The organism is Pragia fontium DSM 5563 = ATCC 49100, from assembly GCF_900112475.1.
Lineage (GTDB): Bacteria > Pseudomonadota > Gammaproteobacteria > Enterobacterales > Enterobacteriaceae > Pragia > Pragia fontium.
The window spans coordinates 180,065-194,686 of sequence record NZ_FOLW01000004.1 but is presented as its reverse complement, the minus strand read 5'-3'; the positions used below and the strand labels follow the sequence as shown (position 1 = coordinate 194,686).

Here is a 14,622-nt window from a genome sequence, read left to right as displayed (position 1 = left end):
GGTGTTTTGTGAGCGATTTGTTCCACTTATTAGTGACTCATTCAGAATATGCTCGCATTCCCCCCTTCGTCATTCCGGTGAAAACCGGAATCTAATGTTTTAGCTTAACGACAACGCTTGGCTTAAGAACGAGGTCCCCGCTTTCGCAGGGATGACGGTATAAATGCGGGAATGACAATATAAATCATAGTTAAGAATTCATGTTTATTTTTCTGGGGATTCCTCAGCGCAAAAGCGGGGATAACGCTCTAAGTCCAAGCATTACCATTCAGCCAGATTCCGGTTTTCACCGGAATGATGAGCTCGATAGACTTTAGTCGCGATCTCTTGAAATACCAAAGTGTCGATAAGCGTGCTGAGTCGCCATCCGCCCTCTCGGCGTACGCTGAATAAACCCCTGCTGAATCAGATAGGGCTCAATCACATCTTCGATGGTTTCACGTTCTTCACCAATTGCGGCTGCCAAATTATCTAATCCAACCGGCCCACCCATAAACTTGTCAATAATCGCCAACAGCAGTTTACGGTCCATAAAGTCGAAACCTTCAACGTCCACATCCAGCATATCCAGCGCTCTGGTCGCAACGTCTGCATTAATCACGCCATCAGCACGCACTTCAGCAAAGTCGCGTACCCGGCGCAGTAAGCGGTTAGCAATACGCGGCGTCCCCCGTGCGCGACGGGCAATATGATTGGCCCCTTCGTCGGACAGATTGAGCGACATACACTGGGCGCTGCGTGAAACAATAGATTCCAGATCTTTAACCTGATAAAACTCCAAACGCTGCACAATACCAAAACGGTCACGCAACGGTGAAGTCAGTGACCCAGCGCGAGTGGTCGCGCCGATTAATGTGAAGGGAGGCAAATCAATTTTGATTGAACGTGCTGCTGGGCCTTCGCCGATCATGATATCCAATTGATAATCTTCCATCGCCGGATAGAGAATCTCTTCAACCACCGGTGACAGCCGATGAATCTCATCGATAAACAGCACATCATGAGGCTCCAGATTGGTCAACATCGCCGCCAAATCCCCGGCCTTCTCTAATACCGGCCCGGAAGTGGTTCGCAGGTTAACTCCCATCTCGTTAGCAACAATGTTAGCTAACGTGGTTTTCCCCAGCCCCGGCGGACCAAAAATCAGGAGATGATCCAGTGCATCACCACGCAACTTTGCCGCCTGAATAAAAATCTCCATTTGCTCACGTACATGAGGCTGGCCGACATATTCATTCAGTAGCTTAGGGCGCATAGCGCGATCGATGGAGTCTTCCTCCTCAAACTGCGCAACAGGTGATATCAAACGGTCAGCTTCAATCATGCTTTATCTCTTTAACTCACAGTGCCGCACGCAGTGCTTCACGGATCAGGGTTTCACTCTCGGTGCCCGGCTTCATCACTTTACTCACCAAACGGCTGGCTTCCTGAGGCTTGTAGCCCAGAGCAACCAAGGCAGAAACCGCTTCCGCTTCGGCGTCGGTATCAGCGCTTTTAGCCGAACTCACCGGCGGCAGATTAGTTGTATTATTAAACAGGTCGCCATTTAATCCTTTAAAGCGGTCTTTCATTTCCACAACCAGTCGTTCGGCAGTTTTCTTACCCACACCCGGTAGCTTGATCAGAATGCTCACCTGCTCTTGCTCAACCGCATGAACAAACTGCTGAGCCGACATACCAGAAAGAATAGCTAACGCTAGCTTAGGACCAACGCCGTTAACTTTAATTAGTTCACGAAATAGCGCTCGTTCCTGCTTATCATTAAAACCATATAGAAGCTGAGCATCTTCACGCACTACAAAGTGAGTAAAAATAACCGCTTCCTGACCGCGATCCGGTAATTCATAAAAACAGCTCATCGGCATAAACACTTCATAGCCGACACCATTAACCTCAATCAGCACTTCAGGCGGCTGTTTTTCCAGAATAATTCCACGTAAACGACCAATCACGACTCAGGCTCCTTATGGCTGACTTAGGGCATTATAATCACGCTGCTTATATTAGCTTTATGCAGTTTAACCCACTACGCCCCTATTTATACAGCTATTACAGAATAAAGCTGGATAAATATCCAGCTTTATTTGATTTGTTTGATCTCTGTATCACTAAAGGTCAGTTATTCGGCTACTCGCCCACGCGCCAAAGTCAGTCGACCGTTGCCGATACGCACCACGTTCTGATGTAAGTGACAGTGTGTAATGGCAATAGCCAATGCGTCGGCGGCATCGGCCTGTGGATTCGCCGTCAGCTTCAGTAACGTACGCACCATATGCTGCACCTGCGTTTTTTCTGCCGCACCGGTACCTACAACCGTTTGCTTAACCTGACGTGCCGCATACTCAAATACCGGTAAATCGACGTTAACCGCTGCAACAATCGCCGCTCCGCGTGCCTGCCCCAGCTTTAGAGCTGAATCGGCATTACGTGCCATAAAGACCTGCTCAATGGCAAAAACGTCCGGCTGGAATTGAGTGATGATTTCACTGACGCCGGCATAAACCAGCTTGAGACGGGTAGGAAGATCATCGACAACGGTGCGAATGCAGCCGCTACCGAGATACTCTAATTTGCGCCCCGACTGACGAATAACGCCATAACCGGTCACTCGTGAGCCGGGGTCAATGCCAAGGATAATGGCCATTAAAGTGTAGCCGCAACCTCGTCAGAGATTTCACCGTTATGGTAAACCTCTTGCACGTCGTCTGAATCTTCCAACATGTCGATCAAACGCAGTAATTTAGGTGCAGTTTCCTCATCCAGTTCAGCTTTGGTGGAGGGAATCATCGACACTTCTGCCGCAATAGAAACCAGACCAGCGGCATCTAACGCATCTTTCACTTCACCAAAGCTTTCTGGTGAGGTAAATACGTCAATCGCACCATCGTCATAGGTGACTACGTCTTCGGCACCGGCCTCTAACGCGGCATCCATAACGGCATCTTCGTCGGTACCTTCAGCGTAAGAAATAACGCCTTTTTTAGTAAACAGGTAAGAAACTGAACCGTCGGTACCCAAGTTACCACCGGTTTTGGTGAAAGCATGACGCACTTCAGAAACGGTACGATTGCGGTTGTCGCTTAGACATTCAACCATCACCGCCGTGCCGCCTGGGCCATAGCCTTCATAAATGATAGTTTCCATATTATCCGCATCATCACCGCCTACGCCGCGAGCAATAGCACGGTTTAAGGTATCACGCGTCATATTATTGGATAAGGCTTTATCAATAGCCGCACGCAAACGCGGGTTCGCACCTGGATCGCCGCCGCCTAATTTAGCCGCCGTGACCAGTTCACGAATAATTTTAGTGAAAATTTTACCGCGTTTTGCATCTTGTGCTGCTTTACGATGCTTGGTATTGGCCCATTTACTATGACCTGCCATAAAAAATCTCCAGTAGAAAGCCGTTCGGCTTAATGAGAAATAACAAATTCTTCAATCGCCTGCCGGTTGCTCCATGACTTCGTCAATTGAGCAGCCTGCTCTTTATCAAGCCATTGGTAGGTTGTATGCTCTGAAAGCGTCACTTCACGCTCCACAGGTAGAGCCAAACAGTACCAATGTTCCAGATTATGCGTTACACCCGGCGCATAACGATGGCGAAAATGTGTAAAAATTTCAAATTCAACGTGACGCCGACAATCCTGTAATTCAAGCTGCTCTGCCTGAATATCAATACCAGTCTCTTCCTTAACCTCACGGCACGCCGTTTGTTGCGTAGACTCTCCCGCTTCCAGACTCCCGGTTACCGATTGCCAAAAGTCAGGATCGTCGTTACGTTGTAACATAAGCACCCGGCCACTGCTGCGGCTATAAATCACGACCAACACCGATTCCGGGCGCTTAAACTGCGGCATTATTTTTCTGACTTCGTAGCAACAACGCTGATGCTTAATTCCTGCAGTGCCGCAGGATTTGCGTAGCTTGGGGCTTCCGTCATTAAACAGGCCGCAGCGGTAGTTTTCGGGAATGCGATTACATCTCGAATATTATCGGTACCGGTCAGTAACATCACTAAACGGTCCAGACCAAATGCGATACCGGCATGAGGAGGCGTACCATATTTTAACGCATCTAATAAGAAGCCGAACTTCTCACGCTGTTCCTGCTCAGTAATGCCCAGAATACCAAATACTGCCTGCTGCATCGAACCATTATGGATACGCACAGAACCGCCACCGACTTCATAACCGTTCAGCACCATATCATAAGCATTGGCAATCGCCGATTCCGGATCAGCCTGCAGTTCTTGCGGTGTCATATCCTTTGGTGCAGTAAATGGATGGTGCATCGCCGTTAAGCCGCCTTCACCATCATCTTCAAACATTGGGAAGTCAACCACCCACAGCGGTGCCCAACTATTCTCATTGGTGATTTTCAGATCTCGACCCACTTTCAGACGTAATGCGCCCATGGCATCCGTGGCAACTTTGAAACTATCAGCACCAAATAACAGGATATCACCGTCATTTGCCTGAGTGCGATCCAAGATAGACTCAATAATTTCTGGCGTCAGGAACTTAGCAACTGGACTTTGAACCCCTTCCACGCCGCCTTTACGGTCGTTGACCTTCATCCAGGCCAGACCTTTCGCGCCATAGATAGAAACAAACTGCGTGTACTCATCAATTTGCTTACGGGTAAGCTGCGCGCCACCCGGTACACAAATCACCGCGACACGCCCTTTCGGATCGTTTGCCGGACCGGAGAACACTTTAAAATCAACGTCTTTTAACAGATCGGCAACGTCAACAATCTCAATTGGGTTACGCAAATCTGGCTTGTCTGAACCGTAACGACGCATCGCTTCAGCAAAAGTCATAATTGGGAAATTCCCCAAATCAACGCCTTTTACTTCAAGCCACAGTTCACGAACCATCTTCTCCATCATCGTGCGAACCTGTTCGGCACTCATAAATGATGTTTCAACGTCAATCTGGGTAAATTCTGGTTGGCGATCCGCCCGTAAATCTTCGTCGCGGAAGCATTTAACGATTTGGTAATAGCGGTCAAAACCGGACATCATCAACAATTGTTTAAACAGCTGCGGTGACTGTGGCAGTGCGTAAAACTTACCTTTATGTACACGACTTGGTACCAGATAGTCACGGGCACCTTCCGGCGTTGCTTTGGTCAGCATTGGCGTTTCAATATCCAGAAAACCATTACCATCCATATAACGACGAACAAACGCAGTGATGCGTGCGCGGGTTTTCAATCTATCCGCCATTTCGGTACGGCGTAAATCCAGATAACGATATTTAAGACGCTGTTCTTCCGTATTATTCTGATTTGAATCCAGCGGTAACGGCTCTGAGCGATTGATGATATTCAAACTGCTGGCTAAAACTTCAACCCCGCCGGTGGCCATATCGTTATTAGCTTGGCTTTCGGGACGAGCACGTACCGTGCCGGTTACCTGAATACAATACTCATTACGTAGTTCTGAAGCCTGTTCAAATGCCGCTTTACAATCCGGGTCAAAAAAGACCTGCACAATACCTTCACGGTCGCGCATATCAATAAAAATTAAACCACCTAAATCACGACGACGATTAACCCAGCCGCTTAAGGTGACTTCTTGCCCAACAAGAGAAGTGTTGAGCTGTCCACAATAGTGAGTACGCATGACGCTATCCTTTTATTCAGCCAATGCTGCGCCTGGGCAATTTGCCTGACAGGCCCCAGCACAAGGGGTATCTGATGAAGTATTCTTACGGTTTTGCTGAGCTTCACTCGCATACCAGCCGGAACCTTTCAAATGGAAATGTCCGGGGGAGACCAATTTTCTTAACGCCGATTCACCACATTCGGGACATACAACCAAAGGGGCATCAGCAAACTTTTGTAATTTGTCCAAACGATGCTGGCAACAACCACATTCGTATTCATAAATAGGCATAATCGTGATTCTGAATGTTGGTTATTTCATTATTATTCAGTTTTAGGTAAGCCATCACAACTAACCTTACCCAAAAGGCGGCTATTATAAAGGAAATAATAGCCGCCGATAAGAGTACATCACGTTACATCTCACCTATTCGATTTAATTTATGCTTAAACGAACAAAAAAACAGCAGCCAAATTTTTTTATGTCGTCTTGCTAAAAAACGAGACTATCTTTTATTACACCAATACCCTATCTTTGATAAATATAACGAGTAAGATCAACAGGTAAAGTTTTTCATAAACTTTTTACCGGTTTTTACCCGCTTATAAGATAGTAATTACGCTATTATTAATTTCTTTAATAGGGGAAAATTTTGTTATACCCAGTTATTATCCTGTTATAAAAATATATTTAGAGGGGTGATTAATGGTTAGCGCACTATACGCTGTGCTGGGTGCACTACTCCTGTTCAAGCTGTCGCTCGATGTTGTCAAATTACGTACACAGTATCGCGTCCCCTTTGGTGACGGCGGTTTCTACGAGCTGCAAACGGCAACGCGTATCCACGGCAATGCGGTAGAATACATTCCTATCGCCCTCATTCTGATGGTGATTATGGAAATGAATGGGGCAAATGTTTGGCTGGTTCACGTCAGTGGCATTATGTTGTTTGCCGGTCGCCTCAGTCATTACTATGGTTTGCGACATCGCGATTGGCGCTGGCGCCGTTCTGGTATGAGTGCTACCTATATTTCTATGGTGATGATGATTTGTGCAAATATCTACTATTTGCCATGGGAGCAGATTTTTATTCTGTACTAAATCAATCCTACTCGCCTCACGACAGTATGCATTCGCCTCTTTCCTTTTCCGCTAAGGTCTACAGACTTTTTTTCTTTGCTTTGGTAAACTACGCGCCTCATTTCTTTGCTCCGACACTATCGATCTACTGCTATGCCAAATCGCGATACACTATTTGCCGCCCCTATCAACAAATTAGGTGACTGGACCTTCGACGAACAAGTCGCCGAAGTCTTTCCTGATATGATCCAGCGTTCCGTGCCTGGTTACTCCAATATTATTTCAATGATTGGTATGCTAACCGAGCGTTTTGCTCAACCAAACAGCACCATTTACGATTTAGGCTGCTCACTGGGTGCCGCAACCTTGTCGATACGTCGCAATATTAAAGTCGATAGTTGCCGTATTATTGCCATTGATAACTCACCGGCGATGGTGGAACGCTGTCGTCGGCACATTGAGTCTTTTCGGGCGGCGACGCCAGTAGACGTTATCGAAGCCGATATCCGAGACATTGATATCCAAAATGCTTCAATGGTGGTACTCAATTTTACCCTGCAATTTCTGGAACCTGACGATCGTCAGCGTTTATTAAGCAAAATATATCAGGGACTATTACCCGGCGGTATTTTAGTACTGTCTGAAAAATTCAACTTTGAAGATCAAAAAATCGGCGAACTGCTGTTTGATATGCATCATGATTTTAAACGCGCCAACGGTTATAGCGAACTGGAAATCAGTCAAAAGCGCAGCATGTTGGAAAACGTGATGCGTACCGATAGCGTCGAAACCCATAAAGCTCGTCTGCGTCAGGCGGGTTTTAAACACAGCGAAACGTGGTTCCAGTGTTTTAACTTTGGTTCGTTAATTGCTTTAAAAGACGGAGAAATGGAATGATTGAGTTTGGTGATTTCTATCGTCAAATAGCCGTAGGCCCCCTTAGCCATTGGCTGGAAACCTTACCAGCGCAAATAGCAAGCTGGCAAAAAGATGCACGTCACGGCCAACTAAAACAATGGCTAAACGCCGTTGAATATATGCCAACGATCGTGCCAGAACATCTGGACTTATTGCACAGTGTGACGACTGAAGCCTCTCCAGGCTTATCCGATGGTCAACTACAGGGAATAACCACCCATCTACGTGCGTTAATGCCATGGCGCAAAGGCCCATATCATCTTTATGGTATTCATATTGATACTGAATGGCGCTCCGACTGGAAATGGGATCGAGTGATTCCTCATATCTCGCCATTAAAAGGAAGAACCATTCTCGATGTCGGCTGCGGCAGCGGTTACCATATGTGGCGCATGATTGGTGCCGGTGCACATTTAGCCGTAGGTATCGATCCTACTCAGCTTTTCCTGTATCAGTTTGAAGCCGTGCGTAAACTGTTAGGTGGTGACCAGCGAGCCCATCTATTGCCGTTAGGTATTGAACAACTTCCTGAATTAAAGGCCTTTGACACCGTATTTTCAATGGGTGTGCTGTATCACCGCCGTTCTCCACTGGATCATTTATATCAGCTAAAAAATCAGTTAGTTTCCGAAGGAGAATTGGTATTAGAAACTATCGTTATTCCTGGTGATGAACATCAGGTTCTGGTACCCGGCGATCGCTATGCTCAAATGCGTAACGTCTATTTTATTCCATCGGCAAAGGCGCTGGTAAACTGGCTGGAAAAATGTGGCTTTGTTGATATACGCATTGTTGATAGCTGTACGACGACAATTGAAGAACAGCGTCGAACAGACTGGATGACCAGTGAATCACTAGCTGAATTTTTAGACCCCCAAGATCACAACAAAACCATTGAAGGCTATCCTGCACCTATTAGGGCTGTTATTGTAGCGAAAAAACCATAATATGCCGTTAAATCAGGAAATCTAAATGCGTTTAGCCCAACGTTTATTACCTTTGATAACTGGCTCACTGCTGTTAGTGAGCGGCTGTACTATGCATATCTCGGAAAACACGCCAGCAGAACAAGACAGCGATACGGCGGCATTACCCATTAATATTCAGCTTCAACGCATCCATTCCTATCCTGAAGGCGGTAGCCAAATTATTGATGCCTCCGCTATGCAGGCTGGCGATATACTGCTTTCTTCACCCATCGGCCCTACTTCAATGGGTATCCGTTTATTTAGCGGCTCTAGCGTTAGCCATGCCGCTATTTATCTGGGTAATGAACAGGTTGTTGAAGCCGTTGGCGGCAGCGGCGTGCAAATTATTTCTCTTGATAAGATGGTGGATCACAATAGCAAAATCATTGTGCTACGCGTTCCACAGCTTTCAGAACAGCAGGCTTTATCTATCCGCAACTTTTCCGAATCTAAAGTAGGTATAAAATATAATTATAATGGGGTCGCTTTACTGGCTCCATTTATGCTGACCCGACAACTCTGTAGCCTCAACCCTTTCTCTTCGACATTTCGTAATAGCTGTATGAATACGCTAGCGCAAATTCAATTAGGCTCAGATGAGGACGCTAACGGCAAGTTTTTCTGTTCGCAGTTTATTATTGAAGCCTATAATCAGGCCGGATTACCGATTACGGCATCGGCTCCGGTTTGGGTTAGCCCGGTAGATTTGCTGCATATGCGTGAAGGTGACATTGCTTCTTTAACCCCCAATAAACAACTGTTATATATTGGTCACCTAAAACGTGGCGTGGTTGAAACCGCCGCTATCTCGGTAAAAACCATATTGGGGTTAGACTAACTTACTGCTTATTCAGTTTTTTTTACCCGATTATTTGATTTTTTAAATTTCTCCGACAATCATTAATCGGGTAAAGATAATAATAATGATGCATGTGCCCATATTTTTATCTACAGAATTAATGCCCGAGTTTTTCTAACCCGGTAACGCAATCAGGAGAGAATATGAAGAAAAAGTTTAGGGACTTTTCAAGCGCTGCCAGCGTATACAGCTGTATGATTATTGGGTTATCCACCCTTGTTTCCCTTCCCGTTTTAGCCGATATGAAACCTTCCGAACAAACCATGAAAATAGCCTACGTTGCCACTTACAATCCGCATGGTGAAGGTATTTACCTAATGAAGGTTGATGAAAAAGATGGTTCATTAACCACCGATAAGTTGGTCAGCTCAATTCCTAACGCCGCACAGTTGGTTTTAGATAAAGACAGCAACCATCTGTATGTCGCCAGCGAAGTCGATAATTATAACGATGGAACACACGGCTCAATTACCGCTTATGCCGTCAATAAAACCGACGGTTCATTGGAAAAGCTTAATGAGGTTGACTCCCAGGGCGCGGGTCCGGTTTACTTATCGATTCATCCCGACGGGGAATACCTGTTTGTCGCCAACTATATTAGTGGCTCAATAGCCAGTTTTCCTATTGAACGCGATGGCAAACTCGGTCGTCCAACCTCGGTAAAACAAAGCAGTGGTGAACCTGGAGCAGCTAAGCCCGAAGCCGCTGTTGCCGGCAGCTTTGCTGCCAGCGATCATGATGGCCCACATGCCCATATGGTTGACAGCGATCCTAGCGGCCAATTTATTTACTCTACCGACTTAGGATTAGATCGTATCTATCAATGGCGTGTAGACCATGCCACTGGTGTGATTTCTGCCAATAACCAACCATTTATTCCTGCGTCATCTCCAGGTGCCGGTCCACGCCACTTTGTTTTTCATCCGCAAAATAAACATGTTTATTTAATCAATGAAGAATCATCTACGTTAACGTCATACCTGATGGATCAGGAAAGTGGAAAATTAACTCAACAGCAAACGCTATCTTCTCTGCCTAATGGCTATAAAGGAACCAGCTTTGCTTCCGGTATTGTGTTAGGGAAAGATGCCCGCCATCTGTATGTGGCCAATCGGCTGCATAACAGTATTTCGCAGTTCAATATTAACGAGAATGGTAGCCTAACGCTGGCAGATAACGTCTGGACCCGAGGTGACTACCCGCGGACGATAGTTATCTCACCCGATGGTCAGTCTCTGTATGCCATGAATCAGCGTAGCGATAACATTACCCAGTTTAATATCGACCCGAGCAGCGGGAAACTCACGTTTACCGATCGCTTTACCCCTGTTGGCAGCCCATCGCAAATGGTATTTGTTTCGGATGGTCGTTAATCAAATAAAAAGCCGGATGTGATATCCGGCTCAGACTGCTAACAAATCATCTTAAATCAACAACAGTGTCTGTTCCGGCTATAAAAACAATGCGCAAATATGACTACCGTGTTCAGCCGGAATACCATCAGTATTTAGCTATAGAGAGCGTTGGGCCTAGCCGGGTTAGGGGCACTCCGGTAGCTAAAGCTACTACGACCCCAACACCCGTCTCTCCCAACGATTACGTACTGTATAACATTGCCAGCGATCTCAGCCGGATATGATATCCGGCTTTTTCTTCCTTGATATTCAAACTAACTTACCCAGCCTTTTGACGAAAACGAACCACGCTAGGTACAAACACGTCCTTCATTGCGGCGACCATATCACTATCAACCCTGAACTGTGAAAACTCATCAGCCTCACTATCAGTATTCATGCTAACGCCGGCTTTACGATAACGCATCAAAGAAGGGATAACTTGCCCTGCGGTAGTGTGAATTTCTTGCACACCGGCATCAATAAACTTATGGATATTGGTCAGACGAATACCGCCGCCTGGCATAATCACCGGCCCCCGACTTTGGTGAATCAAATCACGGATAAGCGGTAAACCCACTTCGGCAGTTTGCTGCTGACCTGACGTTAAAATACGATCAATCCCAATATCCGTCAGTTGATTCAGTGCCACAATAGGATTAGCACACATATCAAACGCCCGATGAAACGTAACCGACATCCCTTCAGCCTGAACCAAAACCTGCTGCATCCGTTCCATATCAATATGGCCATCTTCCGCTAGGATCCCAATAACAATTCCGGGGAAGCCAAGTTCACGGATTTGGTCAATGTCACGCTTAATAACCTCAAATTCACTCTTGGTATAACAGAAATCTCCTCCCCGTGGACGAATGATAGGATGAACCGGAATCGAAATATGCTGCGTAGCCCACTCAAGCATGCCCATACTGGGCGTTATTCCCCCTTCCTGCTTGCTGGTACATAATTCGATACGATCGGCGCCAGCGCGTTCAGCCATTACGGCACAATCGACACTATAACAACACACCTCCAACTTTGGCATTTACCCCCCTAAATCAAGTAAAAATAAAACATTTCTTGAGCAAGAGAACACATCTGGCGTAGTCTACGTGTTGGAAACAAAAACAACTCAAGGCATACCAAAGGTTTTATTATGGCATCTAATTTCGATCTGTATGTGGAGCGACGTCACACCGATAGTGATAAGTGGCACAAATATGAGGGTAAGGAGATTATTCCTCTGTGGGTTGCCGATAGTGACTTCATTTCACCTCCCGCCGTGATTGACGCTTTACAAAAACGTGTTGCTCATGGCGTATTTGGTTATGGCTATCCATCACCAGAATTAAGCGACGTTTTTATTCAACGTATGCAGCAGCTTTATCAATGGGAAGTAAAACCTGAGTGGCTGGTTTTCCTACCCGGATTAGTTTGCGGTTTAAACCTGTCGGTACGTGCCTTAACCACGCCGGAACAGGGAACCATCGCACCACACCCGATCTATCCTCCATTTATGAAATCTGCTCGTCTCGCTAATCGCAATCAGGTTTCAGCGCCAATTAAATTACAGGGCAAACGTTGGGTGTTGGATCTCGAGGCTACCGAGCAACAGTTATCCGGTAACGAAAAATTACTGATGTTATGTAACCCGCACAATCCGGGCGGTACCATTTATCGTCGTAGTGAGCTTCTTGACCAGTTAGATTTTGCCCAGCGCCACAATCTGATTGTCTGCTCAGACGAAATTCATTGCGATTTACTGTTGGAAGAAGGCTTGGAACATATTCCATTCGCTTCCCTCAGCGAAGATGCCTCGCAGCGATCCATTACCCTTATGGCGCCATCTAAAACCTTCAATATTGCCGGATTAGGTGCCTCGATTGCCGTTATCCCTAACGCCAATTTACGTAACCGTTTTATTGAAGCCCGGATGGGAATCGTACCTAACGTGGATATTCTGGCCTATGTTGCCGCTACCGCCGCTTATAAAGATGGCGAACAGTGGCTGGCCGATCAGCTAGACTATTTACGTGGCAACCGTGATTTGGTCATGGAGAAAATTAACACTATTCCAGGGCTGAAACTTATGCCGGTTGAAGCAACCTATCTGGCCTGGATTGATGCCTCCGAACTACCGGTCAGCAATCCACACGCCTTCTTTGAAGAAGCTGGCGTTGGTCTATCTCCAGGTAGTGACTTTGGTAATCCAAGCTTTGTCAGGCTGAATTTTGCCTGTCATCGCGAATTATTAACTCAGGCGCTTGAGCGTATGGCTAACGCGGTAGCTAACTTACCAACGACAGCGTAAGGTGACGCTGTCACCTAATCACTTGCTACACTCGCCTTGTCATCCCAGCGCAAGCTGGGATCTACCCTTTAAGTCAGCTTGATTTAATTTATTAAGTTCATTCTCGTTACTTAACAATATCGCGAATGCTATAGGGGTGAAATTTAACCGTAACGCCATTTTCCGTGACGGCTAGCGTAGGATTGGCCAGTTGCTCTCCCTCACCGGTTGGGTTACTAAACTTGAGTTTTAGCTGGGGCATCAATAACACTTGGTCAGAAAACAGTCCCAGTGCGGTTTGATGGAAGGTATCAACATCGCCAGGAATCACCCATTCCACATGTTCCCAATCTTCCTGTGGATACAGCTTCTCACCGGGATATGGCAGCTCAATACAGTCAATTTGCCATAAGCCAATTTGCAGCGGCTGATTAAGGCTAAACAAACAAATTGGCCGACCATTAATCATCTTCTCGGAGAGTAATTCCCCACACTGCATTAATCCTTTGCGCCAGCGTTCCGCCGTTGCCTGCTGAAAACAGCGTACCGATATATGGTCAGCGTGATAGCCCTCAAGAGAGAGTTCCAGATGCTGAAGAGCACCCAACAATTTATCAATAAATAAGGGCAAACTCTGGTGTAAATCCTCGAGTTCAGCAATGTCCTTAAATAACAGCACGTTTTCTCCCCTTATATCCCATAAAATTGCCCGTAAAGGATGTTGTTTAACCATCGGATCCGACTATTATTCACAATAATCAAACATCAGCAAAGAGAGATTTCCCTACCCCCTATTTTTAAGGTGACTTCGCTTTTCTAGTTGGCTATTGCTACCGCAGTAAATGGAAATAGCATTGTAAAAACTCGCCGCTGTAGAAGCCTGCGTTACAGGGATACTAAAAATTTAACAAGACCACCCTGTTTTTAATTAATTTCAGGTAAATACAATAGCGTCCAAAATTTAATCAGTGCAATCATAAAGTGTAATCGGCAGCTAAAAATAAAATGGGAAGAGGATCGATAAATACCCCTTCCCATCAAATTTATAACTTAAAACATGAAGCATTAATCAACATAAAATCATATGATAACATGTTGTAATCACCATGTTTAATCTTCCTCAAGTGCAAGCTGATAAATATGGCGATCGATAACAACTTGACTGACCCCTAATATTTTACCAATTTCAATCCGCCCCCGCCCTTCATCTAAAAAAGTCTTTACTTGACGAAGAATATTACTTTCATTTCCCTGGTAGATATAATGTACCTGAAAGGTTTTTCTACAAGAAATACAGTAATAGCGTTGGATGCCAGAGCGCGCCAAACCATGCTTACGAACGCTATCCATTCTGCTGCAATGGTGACAAACAGGCTGATTTCCTTTCATCACATTCCTCCATATATGTATATAAGATGAGTATCTCACTCATCACCACATGTCCTTTGTAATATCTGAAATGATATAACTTAAAATAGTTATTATTAGTTGATGTTGTT

16 protein-coding genes are annotated in these 14,622 nt (G+C 45.7%); 6 read left to right on the top strand and 10 right to left on the bottom strand.

What is annotated here, in order from left to right:
• Positions 1-313 precede the first annotated feature (313 nt).
• The 7 genes from ruvB to BMZ28_RS08350 all read right to left on the bottom strand — a co-directional run bounded on the left by ruvB (position 314) and on the right by BMZ28_RS08350 (position 5,905).
• Complete coding sequence (gene ruvB, locus BMZ28_RS08380; protein ID WP_047781131.1) at positions 314-1,324, bottom strand: Holliday junction branch migration DNA helicase RuvB; 1,011 nt, start codon at positions 1,322-1,324, stop codon at positions 314-316.
• A gap of 16 nt (positions 1,325-1,340) precedes the next feature.
• Complete coding sequence (gene ruvA / locus BMZ28_RS08375) at positions 1,341-1,952, bottom strand: Holliday junction branch migration protein RuvA (protein ID WP_047781132.1); 612 nt, start codon at positions 1,950-1,952, stop codon at positions 1,341-1,343.
• Positions 1,953-2,119: 167 nt separating this feature from the next.
• Positions 2,120-2,644: a crossover junction endodeoxyribonuclease RuvC gene (gene ruvC / locus BMZ28_RS08370; RefSeq protein ID WP_047781133.1), complete on the bottom strand. Its 525-nt coding sequence runs from the start codon at positions 2,642-2,644 to the stop codon at positions 2,120-2,122.
• Positions 2,644-3,387 (bottom strand): YebC/PmpR family DNA-binding transcriptional regulator, encoded by a 744-nt coding sequence (locus BMZ28_RS08365; protein ID WP_047781134.1) that lies wholly within the window; start codon positions 3,385-3,387, stop codon positions 2,644-2,646. The genes ruvC and BMZ28_RS08365 overlap by 1 nt, the downstream gene beginning before the upstream one ends.
• Positions 3,388-3,416: 29 nt before the next feature.
• Positions 3,417-3,860: a dihydroneopterin triphosphate diphosphatase gene (nudB, locus tag BMZ28_RS08360; protein ID WP_047781135.1), complete on the bottom strand. Its 444-nt coding sequence runs from the start codon at positions 3,858-3,860 to the stop codon at positions 3,417-3,419.
• Positions 3,860-5,632 (bottom strand): aspartate--tRNA ligase, encoded by a 1,773-nt coding sequence (gene aspS / locus BMZ28_RS08355; RefSeq protein ID WP_074822308.1) that lies wholly within the window; start codon positions 5,630-5,632, stop codon positions 3,860-3,862. The genes nudB and aspS overlap by 1 nt, the downstream gene beginning before the upstream one ends.
• A 12-nt stretch (positions 5,633-5,644) precedes the next feature.
• On the bottom strand, positions 5,645-5,905 hold the full coding sequence (locus BMZ28_RS08350) for an FmdB family zinc ribbon protein (protein WP_071845462.1): 261 nt from the start codon (positions 5,903-5,905) through the stop codon (positions 5,645-5,647).
• Positions 5,906-6,319: 414 nt separating this feature from the next.
• Between BMZ28_RS08350 and BMZ28_RS08345 the strand changes: the two genes are divergently transcribed.
• The 5 genes from BMZ28_RS08345 to BMZ28_RS08325 all read left to right on the top strand — a co-directional run bounded on the left by BMZ28_RS08345 (position 6,320) and on the right by BMZ28_RS08325 (position 10,812).
• The gene (locus tag BMZ28_RS08345) at positions 6,320-6,715 is read left to right on the top strand and encodes an MAPEG family protein (protein WP_074822304.1); all 396 of its coding nucleotides are present in this window, start codon (positions 6,320-6,322) and stop codon (positions 6,713-6,715) included.
• Between the two features lie 132 nt (positions 6,716-6,847).
• Entirely contained in the window at positions 6,848-7,591 is a 744-nt protein-coding gene (gene cmoA / locus BMZ28_RS08340; RefSeq protein WP_074822301.1) for a carboxy-S-adenosyl-L-methionine synthase CmoA, read from the top strand.
• Positions 7,588-8,559 (top strand): tRNA 5-methoxyuridine(34)/uridine 5-oxyacetic acid(34) synthase CmoB, encoded by a 972-nt coding sequence (gene cmoB / locus BMZ28_RS08335; protein WP_074822297.1) that lies wholly within the window; start codon positions 7,588-7,590, stop codon positions 8,557-8,559. The genes cmoA and cmoB overlap by 4 nt, the downstream gene beginning before the upstream one ends.
• A gap of 25 nt (positions 8,560-8,584) precedes the next feature.
• Complete coding sequence (locus BMZ28_RS08330; RefSeq protein WP_047781140.1) at positions 8,585-9,418, top strand: YaeF family permuted papain-like enzyme; 834 nt, start codon at positions 8,585-8,587, stop codon at positions 9,416-9,418.
• A gap of 215 nt (positions 9,419-9,633) precedes the next feature.
• Positions 9,634-10,812 carry a lactonase family protein gene (locus BMZ28_RS08325; RefSeq protein WP_074822457.1) on the top strand — a complete coding sequence of 393 codons (1,179 nt, stop codon included), beginning with the start codon at positions 9,634-9,636 and terminating at the stop codon, positions 10,810-10,812.
• Positions 10,813-11,113: 301 nt separating this feature from the next.
• Here BMZ28_RS08325 and cutC read toward each other — a convergent pair whose 3' ends face one another.
• Positions 11,114-11,878, bottom strand: coding sequence for a copper homeostasis protein CutC (cutC, locus tag BMZ28_RS08320; RefSeq protein ID WP_047781141.1), 765 nt, complete (start codon positions 11,876-11,878; stop codon positions 11,114-11,116).
• A 111-nt stretch (positions 11,879-11,989) separates the two neighbouring features.
• Between cutC and BMZ28_RS08315 the strand changes: the two genes are divergently transcribed.
• Positions 11,990-13,144: a MalY/PatB family protein gene (locus tag BMZ28_RS08315; RefSeq protein ID WP_074822294.1), complete on the top strand. Its 1,155-nt coding sequence runs from the start codon at positions 11,990-11,992 to the stop codon at positions 13,142-13,144.
• A 106-nt stretch (positions 13,145-13,250) separates the two neighbouring features.
• Here BMZ28_RS08315 and BMZ28_RS08310 read toward each other — a convergent pair whose 3' ends face one another.
• Together BMZ28_RS08310 and BMZ28_RS08305 are read right to left on the bottom strand one after the other, a co-directional pair.
• Positions 13,251-13,802, bottom strand: a complete 552-nt coding sequence (locus BMZ28_RS08310) for a VOC family protein (protein WP_053007597.1) — start codon at positions 13,800-13,802, stop codon at positions 13,251-13,253.
• 431 nt (positions 13,803-14,233) lie between these two features.
• Positions 14,234-14,512 (bottom strand): IS1/IS1595 family N-terminal zinc-binding domain-containing protein, encoded by a 279-nt coding sequence (locus BMZ28_RS08305; RefSeq protein WP_047781143.1) that lies wholly within the window; start codon positions 14,510-14,512, stop codon positions 14,234-14,236.
• Positions 14,513-14,622 lie beyond the last annotated feature (110 nt).